This is a genomic window from Flagellimonas pelagia (assembly GCF_003584135.1).
GTDB lineage: Bacteria > Bacteroidota > Bacteroidia > Flavobacteriales > Flavobacteriaceae > Flagellimonas > Flagellimonas pelagia.
Genome location: NZ_QXFI01000013.1, coordinates 287,689 through 302,972, shown reverse-complemented (window position 1 = coordinate 302,972; position 15,284 = coordinate 287,689). Strand labels below are relative to the sequence as shown.

At 43.8% G+C, this 15,284-nt stretch carries 11 protein-coding genes; 6 read left to right on the top strand and 5 right to left on the bottom strand.

Features of this window, described 5'->3' with window-relative positions; genetic code table 11:
- Position 1: 1 nt before the first annotated feature.
- Positions 2-652, bottom strand: coding sequence for a DUF4159 domain-containing protein (locus tag D2V05_RS05820; RefSeq protein ID WP_119646598.1), 651 nt, complete (start codon positions 650-652; stop codon positions 2-4).
- Between the two features lie 81 nt (positions 653-733).
- Between D2V05_RS05820 and D2V05_RS05815 the strand changes: the two genes are divergently transcribed.
- Positions 734-1,468 carry a DUF1223 domain-containing protein gene (locus D2V05_RS05815; RefSeq protein ID WP_183114790.1) on the top strand — a complete coding sequence of 245 codons (735 nt, stop codon included), beginning with the start codon at positions 734-736 and terminating at the stop codon, positions 1,466-1,468.
- On the opposite strand, the gene D2V05_RS05810 is transcribed toward D2V05_RS05815, so the two are convergent.
- Both D2V05_RS05810 and tsaD read right to left on the bottom strand, forming a co-directional pair.
- Complete coding sequence (locus tag D2V05_RS05810) at positions 1,465-2,169, bottom strand: 16S rRNA (uracil(1498)-N(3))-methyltransferase (protein ID WP_119646593.1); 705 nt, start codon at positions 2,167-2,169, stop codon at positions 1,465-1,467. The two genes, D2V05_RS05815 and D2V05_RS05810, sit on opposite strands and share 4 nt — an antisense overlap.
- A gap of 20 nt (positions 2,170-2,189) precedes the next feature.
- On the bottom strand, positions 2,190-3,218 hold the full coding sequence (gene tsaD / locus D2V05_RS05805; RefSeq protein WP_119646591.1) for a tRNA (adenosine(37)-N6)-threonylcarbamoyltransferase complex transferase subunit TsaD: 1,029 nt from the start codon (positions 3,216-3,218) through the stop codon (positions 2,190-2,192).
- Between the two features lie 128 nt (positions 3,219-3,346).
- Here tsaD and D2V05_RS05800 point away from each other — a divergent pair, with 128 nt between their 5' ends.
- The 4 genes from D2V05_RS05800 to D2V05_RS05785 all read left to right on the top strand — a co-directional run bounded on the left by D2V05_RS05800 (position 3,347) and on the right by D2V05_RS05785 (position 10,809).
- On the top strand, positions 3,347-7,738 hold the full coding sequence (locus D2V05_RS05800) for a translocation/assembly module TamB domain-containing protein (protein ID WP_183114792.1): 4,392 nt from the start codon (positions 3,347-3,349) through the stop codon (positions 7,736-7,738).
- A gap of 134 nt (positions 7,739-7,872) precedes the next feature.
- The gene (gene pfkA, locus D2V05_RS05795) at positions 7,873-8,859 is read left to right on the top strand and encodes a 6-phosphofructokinase (protein ID WP_119646588.1); all 987 of its coding nucleotides are present in this window, start codon (positions 7,873-7,875) and stop codon (positions 8,857-8,859) included.
- A gap of 24 nt (positions 8,860-8,883) precedes the next feature.
- Positions 8,884-9,885: a type I glyceraldehyde-3-phosphate dehydrogenase gene (gene gap, locus D2V05_RS05790; protein ID WP_119638383.1), complete on the top strand. Its 1,002-nt coding sequence runs from the start codon at positions 8,884-8,886 to the stop codon at positions 9,883-9,885.
- Positions 9,886-9,957: 72 nt separating this feature from the next.
- Positions 9,958-10,809 carry an N-acetylglucosamine kinase gene (locus tag D2V05_RS05785; protein ID WP_119638382.1) on the top strand — a complete coding sequence of 284 codons (852 nt, stop codon included), beginning with the start codon at positions 9,958-9,960 and terminating at the stop codon, positions 10,807-10,809.
- Here the strand turns inward: D2V05_RS05785 and D2V05_RS05780 are convergent.
- On the bottom strand, positions 10,802-11,182 hold the full coding sequence (locus D2V05_RS05780; RefSeq protein ID WP_119646586.1) for a RidA family protein: 381 nt from the start codon (positions 11,180-11,182) through the stop codon (positions 10,802-10,804). The genes D2V05_RS05785 and D2V05_RS05780 overlap by 8 nt on opposite strands.
- 44 nt (positions 11,183-11,226) lie before the next feature.
- Positions 11,227-13,917: a putative LPS assembly protein LptD gene (locus D2V05_RS05775; protein ID WP_119646585.1), complete on the bottom strand. Its 2,691-nt coding sequence runs from the start codon at positions 13,915-13,917 to the stop codon at positions 11,227-11,229.
- Positions 13,918-14,047: 130 nt separating this feature from the next.
- Here D2V05_RS05775 and D2V05_RS05770 point away from each other — a divergent pair, with 130 nt between their 5' ends.
- The gene (locus D2V05_RS05770; protein WP_119646583.1) at positions 14,048-15,250 is read left to right on the top strand and encodes an N-acetylmuramoyl-L-alanine amidase family protein; all 1,203 of its coding nucleotides are present in this window, start codon (positions 14,048-14,050) and stop codon (positions 15,248-15,250) included.
- The last annotated feature ends 34 nt before the right edge of the window (positions 15,251-15,284 follow it).

Sequence of the window (15,284 nt, the reverse complement as noted above, 5' to 3'; positions counted from 1 at the left end):
ATCAGCTTTTAAAGGCATATTCAACAATATTCGCTCCCATTTGCAAAGCCTTTTGCCTCACGTCTTCTGGATCGTTGTGCACGCTTGGGTCTTCCCAGCCATCCCCAAGGTCACACTCAAAGGTAAAAAGAAGCACTAATCTTCCTTCGACAAAAATGCCCAGGGCCTGAGGTCTTTTTCCATCATGCTCATGGATTTTTGGCAAACCTTCCGGAAAGTTGAATCTTTGTGAAAATATTGGATGATCGGCACCCAATTCTTCCAATTGTTTGTCTGGAAAGACCTTTTCCAGTTCTCTTTTGAGGTACGGGGCCATGCCGTAATTGTCATCGATATGTAAAAAACCACCTGAAAGCAGATAGGTCCGAAGGTTCTCGGCCTCTTCGTCCGTAAAATATACATTGCCATGACCCGTCATATGCAGGAATGGATATTTGAATATGGATACGCTGCCCGGCTCGACTGTTTCCGGTTGGGGATTGATCTTGGTACCGATGTTGGCATTGCAAAACTGGATAAGATTGGGTATGGAGGTCGGGTTGGAATACCAATCGCCACCACCTCCATATTTGAGCACGGCAATTTCCTGCGCCTTGACCATACCTGATCCAAAAAGCGTTAAAATCAATGCCAAAAGGGTAAGGTGTTTCATGGAGTTACGATTAACCAACTAGTCAAATGTACAGTATTCATGGTGAAAAAAATCATAATTGTCTCATCTACTCTTCTTATAATGTCCTTATTCGCTTTATTGAAGGCATACCCTACTGAAGATATTCATAAGCCTAAAGATACTGCTGTAGGCCCTTCATCCGTGGTGTTGGAATTGTTCACTAGCCAAGGATGTTCCAGTTGCCCTCCCGCGGATGCGCTCTTATGGAAGGTGAAACAGGAATTCCCGAATGATGTCTTTGCCTTGTCTTATCATGTGGATTATTGGGACTACATAGGTTGGAAGGATCCCTTTGCAAAGCCAGAGTATACCCAGAAGCAAAGGGCCTACGGGGAAAAGTTTAGGTCGAACAGTATCTACACTCCTCAAATGGTGATCAATGGGAGGGAGCACTTTGTGGGATCCAACCGTGCGGAACTGTATTCCAAAATTGATGCTTATAAAACCCATAGTGCAGAGAATATGATCAAGATTACCAATACTGATGTGGCCAACGGGACAGTAGCATTTTCGTATGTAGCAACCGGTAAGATTGATCATAAATTGCTTCGGGCGGTTTTAGTGATTGACGAACGGGTCACCCAGGTAAAAAGAGGCGAGAACAGAAACCGAACCTTAAAGAACAGCAACATAGTGGTACAGGAAAAATATGTTGAATTGAAACATTCAAGAGGGGAATCATCCATCCAAATTCCGGATATCATCTCTAAGAACGACGGGCTCACTTTAATGCTCCTATTGGAGACGGCCGACTTGGATATCACAGGGGCCGCTAAAAAGAAAATACTGTATTAACTATTGATGATGTTTACCGTGGCACATGCCACGATGGCCGCGGTTTCTGTGCGAAGTCTATTATTCCCTAAAGAAATGGGGACAAAGCCCTTAGCCTTTGCGGCATCGATCTCCTCCATGGAAAAATCTCCTTCGGGACCAATTAAAATGGTAGTGTCCATATCCGCGATTACCCTACGTTTAAGTTCCATCTTTTCCCCTTCATCGCAATGGGCAATAAATTTTAGTCCGGTATTTTCGATTTCCATGAAATCCTTGAAAGACATCGGAGGATTAAGTTTTGGCAATACGGTTTGTAAGGACTGCTTCATGGCGGATTGCAACACCCGTTCCATGCGCTCCAATTTAACCGTTTTTCGTTCGGAGTGATCACAGATCAGGGGAGTGATTTCATCAATTCCTATTTCTGTTGCCTTTTCGAGGAACCATTCAAACCGATCGTTCATTTTGGTAGGGGCTACGGCCATGTGAAGGCTATAGCGCTTGGGAACCGATTTGCTCTCGGAAACGATCTTGACCTTGCACCTCTTTTGATCAGGGACCAAGATCTCTGCTTCGAACAGATATCCCTTTCCATTGGTGATATGTACAATGTCCCCTTCGGTTTTCCTGAGCACCCTGGCAATATGTTTACTCTCTTCGGGAGGAAAAACAAATTGTTTGATGCTGCTGTCCAACGAAGGGTTAAAGAAAAGTTGCATGGTCTTAAGTTTAAGGTTGGTTAGCTGCCGATAGCATAACGGGCTTTGGCGGCCACACTTTGATCCGTAAATTTTCCCTTTTCAAATTTAAGGTAGCCCACAATTCCGATCATGGCGGCATTATCGGTGCAATACTCAAATTTAGGAATAAAGGTTTGCCAACCCAAGGTTTCCTCGGCTTCCTTCAGTCTTGCCCGGATTCCAGAGTTAGCGGCAACACCGCCACCAATGGCTACCTGTTTGATTCCGGTTTGATCCACAGCCATTTGGAGTTTTTCCATCAAAATATCCAAAATGGTGTGCTGTACCGATGCACAGATATCGTTGATGTTTTCTTCCACAAATTTGGGGTTCTTTTGGGTTTCCCTTCGCAAAAAGTACAGGATACTTGTTTTTAGGCCACTAAAGCTGAAATTGAGCCCATCTACCTTCGGTTTTGGAAAATCAAAAGCACTAGGATTTCCCAGCTTGGCATATTTGTCCACCAAAGGACCCCCGGGATAGGGTAGTCCCATCAACTTGGCACTTTTGTCAAAAGCTTCGCCCACGGCATCATCCAATGTTTCACCCAATACTTGCATGGTAAAATGATCGGTCACTTTTACAATTTGGGTATGTCCACCGCTTATGGTCATGGCCAAAAAAGGAAAGGTGGGTTTGGACTTATTTTCATCCTCAATGAAATGCGCCAGGATGTGGGCTTCCATGTGGTTGACCTCGATCAAAGGAATGTTGAGACCCAAAGCTAAAGACTTGGCAAATGAGGTGCCAACGAGCAAGGAACCCATGAGTCCCGGACCTCGTGTAAAGGCTATGGCGGATAGTTCTTTTTTATCGATATTTGCTTTGGCCAAGGCCTGGTGCACCACGGGAACAATGTTTTGTTGATGTGCCCTAGAAGCCAACTCTGGGACAACACCTCCATATTGCTTGTGGATTTCTTGCGTAGCCACTACATTGCTCAGTACATTTGTATGACAAAGTACGGCAGCAGAAGTGTCATCGCAGGATGATTCGATCGCAAGAATATATTTTTTTGTATCTGTCACTGGTTTTGGAACAAAAATTGGTCATCAAAGGTAAAACATAAAGCCCTATCAAAAAACTTCGTAAAATACTGTTGCGCATCCTACTGGCTATTTTGCTGTTCATGGTATTGGGCTCGCTGGTGCTTTCCATGCCCGTTGTACAGACCAAGTTGGCCAAATATGCCATGGATTCCGTAAACGAGGAATTTGGGACCAATATTCAGATCGATCGCGTTAGTCTTTCCCTATTCAATCTGAACACAGGGGTTAAGGGAATTTATGTGGAGGATTATAAAAAGGACACCTTGTTCTACATCCACAAACTGACCACTTCCATCTTGAGCCTTCGGAATATGGCCAACAACAAAATGGAATTTGGGGACATTGAGGTGGACGGCCTTGTTTTCAACCTAAGGACTTATGAAGGGGAAACGGACACCAATCTGGATGTTTTTGTGGCTAAACTGGATGATGGGAAACCAAGGGACCCGGGGACTCCTCCTTTTTTCCTTTCTTCGGATGAGATACAGATCCATAACGGAAAGTTCCGTTTGATCGATGACAATTTGGAAAAACCAAAAACTTTGGATTTCAATGACGTCTCCATCTTGGCATCCGATTTTCAGATATTGGGACCCGAAGTGACCACAAAAATCGAAGATCTTTCCATGCTGGCGCGTCGGGGTATTCTCTTGAAAAAGCTGGCGGCGGATTTTAAGTACACCAAAGAGGAGATGCGCTTCGACTCCCTGCTCATCGACACCGAACAATCGGAACTGAAAGGCAATCTGGTGTTTACCTACGATCGGGAGGATTTTGCCCAGTTTGTGGACCGCGTACAGCTCAATGCCAATTTTACTGAGTCCACGGTCGCCCTTAATGAGGTGAACACATTTTATAATGAATTTGGCCAGGACAAAGTGGTCAATTTTACAGGGGATTTTAGCGGGGTACTTAACCAGATCAAGGTGAAGGACTTGTTTTTGAACACGGATAACACGGGGATCAGGGGCGACTTTGAGTTCGATAACATGTTCAGTGAGCAGGCTCCTTTTGTGTTACGTGGTGATATCGACAACCTCACTTCGAGTTACTATCAGTTGAGGGGAATCTTGCCTAAAATCTTGGGAGAGAACATTCCGGAATCCGTACAGAAATTGGGCCAGTTTACCGTTAGGGGGGATGTAGAAGTCACCGAAACCTCTATCGATGCCACGGTGAATCTGAACACGGCAGTGGGTGACAGTTATGTGGATTTGCAGATGACCAATATTCAGACCATAGAGGATGCTTCCTATATTGGTTTTATTTCGCTGATGGATTTTAATTTGGGTGATTTCATCAATGATGACCAACTTGGATTCACTTCTTTGGACATGAATGTGGAGGGTAAGGGATTTGTCGCCGAAAGTCTGAATACCGAGGTAAGGGGAGAAATATACAAGTTGGAATACAACAACTATGAATACAACAAAATAAAGGTTTCGGGTATTTTGAAGGATCAGCTCTTTGATGGGATTCTGTTGTGTAATGATGATAATTTCAGGTTCGATTTTAAAGGATTGGCAGATTTTGGGGGAAGGGAGAACAAGTTCAACTTTGTTGCCGCGGTGGATTATGCCGACTTGAAGGAATTGAACTTTATTGACGACAGCATCAGCATCTTCAAAGGCCACGTGAACATGGATATCGAAGGAAACAACCTGGATGACATGGTCGGGCAAATGAACTTTACCAATACCACCTATCAAAATATAAATGACACCTACTACTTTGAGGATTTTACTGTGAACTCCTCCTTCGACAAGGATACCGTGCGCACAGTAGAGATCAATTCCCCGGATATCATCACCGGTTATATGAAAGGTAAGTTCAAGGTAGAGGAGTTGGGTAGATTGGTTCAAAACTCCATCGGTAGTATTTACACCAATTATAAACCGTTCGAGATTTCGGATGGCCAGCATGTGGACTTCAATTTTAAGATATACAACAAAATTGTGGACGTGTTCTTCCCAGAAGTTGTTTTTGATGCCAATACCTTTATCCGTGGTAGCATTCAGGCAGATGAGAGGGACTTTAAGCTCACCTTTAAATCGCCGAGTATAGAGGCATTTGGGAATAAATTCGATAATTTGGAACTCAAGATCGACAACAAGAATCCTCTTTTCAACACCTTCGTTTCGGTGGAGGACCTTTCCACGGCCTATTATGATATCAAGGATTTCAGTTTGATCAACACTACCCTTAAGGATACCCTTTTCTTTAGGACGGAATTTAAGGGAGGTAGCCAATATAACGATAGCTACAACTTAAACTTTTACCACACCTTCAACGAGAACAACAAATCCGTGATCGGGCTCAAAAAATCCGATGTCAGTTTCAAGGGCAATACCTGGGTGTTGAACCGTGACGGGAATAGCAAGAACAAAGTAATCTTCAATAGCGCTTTGGACAGCATTAAGATCGAGGACCTGGTGATGGACAATAACAACGACGAACAGATTCGGTTACGTGGGGAAATAGCGGATTCCACCTATAAGGATTTGGACCTTCAATTTAAATTGGTGTCGTTGAACAAGATTACCCCTGCCATTGACAGCCTGAAGATGAACGGGGCCGTGGACGGTTTCCTCAATATTTTACAGAAGGATGGCAAATATCTGCCCACATCAAGTCTGAAGATTCAGGATTTTAGTGTCAACGATATCCATTTGGGCGACATGGAGATCGGTATTTTCGGAAACAACGACCTGACCGAGTTTGGGGTGAGTACCTGGTTGAACGACAATGGGAAGGAAAAACTGAGCATCAACGGAAAGGTGACCAACTTCAACAACAAACAGGAATTGAACTTGACGGCCGATTTTACCGATTTCTCGCTGGAACCCTTCAGTCCCTTGGGAGATGGTGTCATTTCCAATATTCGTGGGAAGGTCAATGGTAGCACCCGGATTACTGGAGAAGCGACCAACCCATCCATAAATGGGGAACTGACCTTGAACGATGCCGGGATTGGAATACCATACCTGAATGTGGATTACGACTTTGCTCCAATGTCCAGAGTGAGACTCTTCGACCAAACTTTCTATTTTGAAAAAGTAGGCTTATCTGATGTCGTAGAAGGAACCAAGGCGACTCTTGATGGTACCATTAGCCATACTGAATTCTCCAATTGGTACCTTGGCTTGGATGTGGATACCAATTATGACCGTTTTATGATCCTTAATACTGAGTTTGATGAGGAATCTCTTTATTATGGTACAGGTTTTATCAATGGTACAGGTAGTATTTACGGTCCCACAGATGCTTTGACCATTACTGTTGATGCTAACACTGCAAAAGGAACATCCCTTAAAATCCCATTGAGCGATGTCACCAGTGTTGGGGACTATTCATTCATCAATTTCATCAATAAGAACCAAACCAATTCCTTCGAGGAAGAACGGGTTTTGGAAGAGTACCAAGGTCTAGAGATGAAATTTGACTTAACCATTACTCCTGAAGCGGAGGTTGAAATTGTGGTGGATAGGGCTTCAGGAAGTTCCTTAAAGGGTACCGGAGCAGGAATCCTGTTGATCGAGATCAACACCAATGGTAAGTTTAACATGTATGGGGAATTCGTAGCGGTAACGGGAGAATACAATTTTAAATACGGTGGTATCATCGATAAGAAATTCAAAGTTCGTCCCGGAGGTACCATTCTTTGGGAACGTGATCCTTTGGCCGCCCAGTTGAATCTGGAAGCCGTATATTCCCTGAATGCCAATCCGGCCCCGTTGTTGGACAATGCCGGGTATACGGGTAGGATAGCCACCGAGGTGGTCGTTCGGTTGGATGGCGAATTGGAAAGGCCCAACGTTAATTTTGACATCGATTTTCCAGGAACCAATTCCGTGGTACAATCGGAACTTCAATATAGATTGCAAGATCCCACAGTGAAGGAGCGTAATGCCTTTTTCCTATTGGCACAGGGAACCTTTGTAAATGCCCAAACAGGAATCAACCAACAAGCTGTTACAGGAAATTTGATACAGACCGCCTCCGGTTTGCTCAACTCCATTTTGGGGAGTAACAACGATAAATTCAATCTTGGGGTATCTTACGAGCAAGGACTTTTAGATCCCAATGCCGACACCCGAACCGAAAATAGGATCGGGGTGACAGTTTCTACCCAAATTTCCGACAAAATTCTGGTGAATGGCAGGGTTGGGGTACCTGTAGGAGGGGTATCGGAAACGGTAGTTGCCGGGGATGTGGAAGTACAGGTGTTGTTGAACGACCAAGGAACCTTAAGTGCAAAAATATTCAATCGGGAAAATCAGATTCAGCAATTTTTGGCAGAACGACAAGGGTATACCCAAGGTGTGGGTCTGTCCTATCAAGTGGATTTTGATAGTTTCAAGGAGTTGATGCAAAAGGTCTTCCAAAAGAAAGAGAAAGCAGTACAACCGGAACCCCAAAGACCCACTTCGGAGGTAATGGGAAGGGATAGTCTTATACGGTTTTCACAAAAGGCGGACAATATCCCGAACAGGCCCTAGGAGATTTGTATTTTTACACGAATTTCATCTAAATTTTTACGAAAACGTTTGAGGAATACGTTGAAATTAAATAAATTATTAAGCCATTCATAATTTCAATAAAGTTTCCTAGTTTTGACCTCTTAAAATTTTTAATGGCTTCAGAAATTAAGAAAATTGCCGTCTTCACATCAGGTGGGGACTCACCGGGGATGAATGCGGCCATACGTTCAGTGGTTCGTACCTGTGCGTATTTGGAAAAGGAGTGTGTGGGTATCTACAGAGGATACCAGGGAATGATCGAAGGGGATTTTAAGCCCATGGACGCCCGTAGCGTAAACAACATCATAAACAAGGGAGGTACTATATTAAAATCGGCCCGCTGTGAGGAATTCAGGACTCCGGAGGGTAGAAAGAAAGCACATGACCAATTGGTCAAGGAAGGTATTGATGCTTTTGTGGTCATCGGAGGGAACGGAAGTTTCACAGGTGCCTTAAAGTTCAATGCGGAGTATGGCTTTCCTGTGATAGGAATTCCCGGGACCATCGACAATGATATTTTGGGCTCTTCCTATACTATTGGTTTTGATACGGCCATCAATACCGTTGTTGAGGTAATCGATAAGATCAGGGATACCGCCAGTTCCCACAACCGCTTGTTCTTTGTGGAAGTAATGGGTCGCGATGTTGGCCATATTGCCTTGAATGCAGGTGTGGGTGCCGGTGCAGAGGAAATTTTGATTCCCGAGCAGAACCTCGGTCTTGAAAGGTTATTGGAATCGCTGAAGCGAAGTAAGGCTTCTGGCAAATCGTCCAGTATTGTAATCGTTGCAGAAGGTGATAAGATAGGGAAGAACGTTTTCCAACTCAAGGAATATGTGGAAGAACATTTGCCGATATACGATGTGCGCGTATCCGTTTTGGGTCATATGCAACGCGGAGGAAGCCCAACTTGTTTTGATAGGGTACTGGCCAGTAGAATGGGAGTAAAGGCCGTGGAAAGTCTTCTGGAAGGTAAATCGAACCTCATGGTGGGTATTCGCGATACCAAAATGGTATTGACCCCATTGGCGGAAGCCATCAAGGCCCATACAGAAATAGACGAAGAACTCATCAGAGTTTCCGATATAATGACAACTTAATGTAAACACTTTAAAAAAGTAAAAATGTCAAATTTGAAAATAGGAATCAACGGATTCGGTAGAATTGGAAGGTTGGTCTTTAGGGCAACCGTTAAAAGAGGCGATGTGGATGTTGTGGCCATCAACGATTTGTTGGACGTGGACCATCTTGCCTACTTGTTGAAGTACGATTCGGTACATGGTTTGTTCGATGGGACCGTAGAAGTGAAAGACGGCCATTTGGTCGTAAATGGTAAAACGATCAGGATTACTGCCGAACGTGATCCCAAGAATTTGAAATGGGACGAAGTTGGTGCTGAAATCGTTGCCGAGTGTACCGGTATCTTCACCACTTTGGAAATGGCCCAATACCACATTGATGGTGGTGCAAAAAAAGTGGTGATCTCCGCTCCTTCAAAAGATGCCCCCATGTTTGTTATGGGTGTAAACCATAAAGAAGTGAAGCCAACCGACACTATTATTTCCAATGCATCTTGTACCACCAACTGTTTGGCCCCGATTGCCAAGGTGCTTAACGACGAGTTCGGTATTGCTGAGGCATTGATGACCACGGTACATGCTACCACTGCCACACAGTTGACCGTTGATGGTCCTTCAAGAAAAGACTTTAGAGGAGGTAGAAGTGCCCTATTGAACATTATTCCTGCTGCCACCGGTGCAGCCAAGGCGGTTACCAAAGTAATCCCATCCTTGGAAGGAAAGCTTACCGGTATGGCCTTTAGGGTTCCTACTGCCGATGTTTCCGTAGTGGATTTGACCGTGAAATTGGAAAAGGAAACTTCTTATGAAGGAATCAAGCAAGCCATGAAAAAAGCCTCTGAAGGTGAATTGGCCGGTATCTTGGGTTATACTGATGAATTGGTGGTATCCCAAGATTTTGTTGGTGACGTGAGGACTTCCATCTTTGACGCCGACGCAGGTATCGAATTGAATTCCAAGTTCTTCAAGGTAGTTTCCTGGTACGATAACGAGACCGGTTACTCCAACAAATTGGTTGAATTGGCATTGCACGCAGCAAGCCTATAATTTAGTATCTTACATTGATGATCCTGAGAAGGGTTTTTGCCCTTTTCAGGATTTCACATAAAATTTTGACGTATGATTTTGATCGTGGATAGTGGTGCCACTAAATCCGATTGGATAGCCCTAGATGAAAAAGGGGAGCAGTTGTTCTTGACCCAAACTTTAGGATTGAGCCCCGAGGTACTGACCAGGGAAGTCATCGAGGATCGTTTGGCCAATAATTTTGAACTTTCCAAAAATAGGACAGAAGTACGTCAATTGTTTTTCTATGGTGCCGGTTGTGGTACCGATAGAATGAAAAATTTCCTAAAAGCCATTTTTAAGGATTTCTTCCCCAACGCCAAAGCGGAAGTAAGGGAAGATACCTTCGCAGCCATTTATTCCACCACCAAAATTGGCAGGCAGGGCATCGTCTGTATTTTGGGTACAGGGTCTAACTGTAGCTATTATGATGGACACCAACTGATTCAAAAAGTGACCTCTCTAGGGTATATTTTGATGGATGACGGCAGCGGAAATTTCTTCGGAAGAAAGCTGTTGCGCGATTATTACTTTCACAAGATGCCACAGGATTTGGGTATCAAGTTCGCCAAGGAATATGATTTGGATGCGGACGTGATCAAGGAGCATTTGTACAAGCAGCCCAACCCGAACACCTATTTGGCAACCTTTGCCCGTTTTATCATTGAGAACAAGGAACATCCTTATTGTAAGGGTGTTATCGAAAAAGGACTGCAACAGTTCGTGAACAACTACATCATGCAGTTCGAGTTGGCCACCAAGGTCCCCATCAGTTTTGTGGGGAGTATCGCCCATTTTTTACAGGACGAGCTCGAAGCTTGCCTGGAACGCAATGATTTGATTTTGGGTGTCATCCGAAGAAGGCCCATAGAAGGCCTCGTGGAGTTCCATAAAGAGACTATTTAACGGCAATCATAGAAATCTCCACATTCACGAACTTTGGAAGGTTGGCAACCTCCACGGTTTCCCTGGCTGGTGCCGTCTCGGTATCAAAATAAGTACCATATACCTCATTGATCTGTGCAAATTGGTGCATGTCCTTGATGAAGATGGTGGATTTGACCACGTGCTCAAAAGTCATCCCCGCTTCTTCCAAAATGGCCTTAAGATTTTCCATGGACTGCTTAGTTTCCTTTTTGATGTCCCCTTCCACAAGTTCTCCGGTGGATGGATCAATTGGAATTTGCCCAGAAATATATAGTGTGTCCTTGATCAAGGTAGCTTGGTTATAGGGGCCAATAGGAGCAGGTGCTTTGGAAGTATTGATGATTTTTTTCATGTGTTCAAGGTTTCTAGGTTATGGATTCAAGGTATGTAAAAATATTATCGGTTGCTAAATGGCTGGCTTCTGTTTTCCCATTTAAGGTCGCTGAGGATGGAGCTTTTGATCCCGATGAAGAAATACCATCTTTCATACCTTCCGAAGGGAGTCCAGTCAAAACTCAGCTTAAAACTTCCCAAGTCCCGTTTAAAGGCAAATCGGGTATCGGCAAATCCCTTGTTTTTGAGGTCATATCCGGAGTTGAAGCCGACCTCCCATTTAGGGGAAAGCTGAATGTTTCCTGAAAACATGAGGGAGTGGTTAGTAATTTCGCCCTGTCTGTTACTATTGTTGTAGGTAGCTACATAAGTAAAACGGGCATCCCATGGTAATTTGGTATTGTATAGCGGTATATCCTCATTGTCCAACTCCCTTTCATTGCCAAAGTGTCGGTCACCGGTTTGAGCACCTTCCAGTTCAAATGGGTTAGCGCCATAATCAGTATTTTGCTGATTATTTTTATCATCTTTCTTTTTGGTACCGCCTTTTTGGAACATCTCACTATTCAACGAAAACCCGGTATTTATTCTGGCGGAGGTCAAGCGGGCCAGCCCCCCCCCATTTTTTATATTCAGGGTATTGATCCTTCTTCCACTATTATCAATGGCATAGGGATCGAAGGTTGCCGCAAAATTGATGGGTACGTTCTTAATGATCTCTGTGGCTCCACTCAAGCTCACTGGGCTTAATTTTAAGGAATCCGCTTCAAAATTATAGCTGGTGGAAAGGGTTAAGTTGCTAAGGATACTGACTTTTTTGGGCTCCGTAGCTGTCGAGTCCTTGTCCCGGACCTTGGCTTCCAAAGTATTCTGAAGGCTGAAACTGACCGAACTCCCACGCGATAGGGAAGGTCTTCCGTATAGACTTGTTTCAAAAGGAGTGTATTGTACATCTTCGCCATCACCATCCACATAGGTATCATAAAATTGTTCAAACGATGGTGCATAGCTATAGCTGATGGAAGGTCGCATGACATGTCGCAACGCTTGTATTTTTTTGCCCTCCCCAAAATTCCAAGTACCGTAAAGCGTGGTTCCGATACTGGTGCCCAAACTATATCGGTTAAAGCGGTCAAAACCGGGTATGGTGTCAGTCACTACTTCTTCTTCGGCCGCATCGTACTGCCTACGGATGGTTTCCAAAGTCCAAATATCCTCATAGGTGCCACTAAGGCTTACGCTAAAATATTTGGCCACCTTAAAGTTGGTGGCAATGGGCAACCTATGCCTGGCCCCGATCTTGGCCTCATCGAACATTTTACTGGTAAAGAAATCTTCCTCTGTAGTAGTGATGCTGTTCTGTGCGTTCACATCATACTGAAAGTTGATGTTCTCGAAAATTCCTTTTTTCACCTCGTCCCTTTTTACGAACGGATAAATACGTTCCATACTGGCCTGAAAAGTAGGAAGGGACATATTGATGATCTGTGTCCTGGAGTTTTGGGTATGGCTCAAGGTCAAACTGGTATTCACGGAAGGGTACGCCGGAAAAGTCTTGGAATAACTGATGGATGAGGCAAAGGTGTTCGTTTGCGAATTGTTACGATTTACCTGGTTCAGTGAGTTATTGTAATATTGGCTGCTACCAAGGTTTACCGAAGCAGAAAACCGCGAGTTTGGACTGGCTTTCGTATCCTGGGTGTGGGATATCCGAATATTATAATTACTTGTTCTGCTATAATCACTAAAACCTTTTTGACTTCGTATAAGGTTTTCATAACTGATTCTGATATTACCCTTGAACTTATACCTTTTAGTATAGATGGATTGCCCGATAAACCCATAACTGCCATTGGTATAATAGTCTCCCGTCACACTAAGATCCACATAATCACTAATGGGTAGATAATATCCACCGTTCTGGATAAAATAACCACGATTGGGATCGTTACCAAAGGTAGGGAAGAGAAGCCCTGGAGCTCTACCTTGGGTTAAGGGAAAATAGGCAAAAGGCAAGGCAACAGGCGTTGGGACATCCACAATGTACATGTTGCTGAAACCTGCAATGATTTTTTTCTTGGGCACGAACTTGGCCTTCCGTACCCTAATATAATAATCGGGATCTATGGTGTCCTTTGATGTGGTCAGTTTGCCCTCACTCAAAAAATATACAGAGTCATTCTCCTTTTTGGTCACTTGGGCATATACCTTCATGGCATCGCTGCCCAATTGACCCAATCCAGCTTGTTGTTCGGTCCTTGAATTCCATATTATGGCCTTTTGGGTGTCAAAATTAAATCGGATGGAATCCGGTCGTACCTCATTGTCTCCTTGCTTAAAATAAGGTAATTGGGAATAATTGCCCAAGGAGTCCTTCATCCGCCCGGCATAGACTTCATTTTTAACATAGTCCATTACGATTACCCCCGCTTTCAGTTCGGTATCCTGATAGTATATTTCCGCTTCATCGTACAGATAAATTTTATTGTCCTTTTGGCTGAGTTTGACATAATCCTTCGCCTTGTACTTGATCTTATCCAACAATAAAGGTTGTTTTTTGGGGACTGTATCAACTTCAATAGTGTCGGTCGCCGTTGTTTTATCGAAGATGTTGGTCTTAAGAATAGGGGCCTGGATAGTATCCCTTGCCGCTTTGATGGGCAAAGGTGTAATCTGGTCTTCCTGAGCACTTAAGGTCGCATTGCCACATAGAAGAACAAATAGGAAAACTAGAAGATGTTTATTTGCTTGCAACGTGATAAATCCTATTTTTGTGCTAGTTTGGCCCAGTTTTTGGCCCCAAACTTACATATATTTTTTGGTCTACTTATGTGGGATTACCATATTTTTAACCAATACAGAGCACTATAATCAAGCAGTTCTTATGAATAAAAGTCGGTCAGCATTTTTAGTTTTTCTTCTCTTTGTCCTACCGTTGACATCTTTTACAAAAAATGAAACTAAGGTGCCACCGAAAAATAAGTTCGTGGTTGTATTGGATGCTGGACATGGCGGCCATGATCCCGGAAACCTAGGAAATGGATATTTGGAGAAGGATATCGCCTTGGCCATTGTTCTCAAGGCCGGGGAAGAATTGGAGAAAGACCCAAGCATCAAAGTGGTATATACCCGGGATGATGACACCTTTGTTGATCTGTTCGTTCGTGGACAGATTGCCAATCAGGCCAATGCCGATCTATTTGTTTCGGTACACTGCGATTCCCACAATTCGGATGCCAATGGGGCTGGGACTTTTGTTTTGGGATTACACGCCAACCGACAAAATTTTGAGGTGGCCAAAAAAGAGAACTCCGTTATTTATTTGGAGGATGACTATGCCACCCGCTATGCCGAGTACGATATCAACTCCCCTGAATCCATTATTGGGTTGACCATTATGCAGGAAGAATTTTTGGAACAGAGCATCCAGTTGGGCAAAAAATTGCAGGATAATTTCACCAGCAGGCTCCATAGAAAAGATAGAAAGGTAAAGCAAGCCGGTTTTATTGTATTACACCAAACCTTTATGCCCAGTGTATTGATAGAAACCGGGTTCTTGACCAATAAAAGCGAAGGCAGTTATCTGAATTCCAAAAAAGGCCAACAAGAAATGGGCAAGGCAATTGCGGATGCCGTTTTAGCGTATAAGGAAGAAGTGGGTAGCGGTACGGTGGCAAGTACCCCGAGCCCAAAGGTAGAGGATACAGAAGTTGCCGTGAATGTTCCCGAAGAGACCAAGAAAAATGAAACCCCTATCAAAGAGGAACCCAAGGCAACACCACTAAAAGAGGAAACAAAAACCGAAACGCAAGTGGTGTCCCAGCCCGCTAGTTCAGGAATTGAATACAAGGTACAGATTATGGCAAGTGCCAAAAACATTCCATTGAAGAGTGAAAACTTTAATGGATTGGACCAAATGACCAAGGAGCCCTACAAAAATCTGTTCCGATATATGTATGGTAATGCTAACACATATGACGAGGCCAAAAAGCTCAAGGCCAATGCAGATGCCAAGGGCTACACCACCTCGTACATCGTTGCCTATAAAAATGGAAACAGGGTACCATTGACAGATGCTTTGAAGTAGCAATCAGATCAGTGGTCGTCCTTGTAAAAAATAT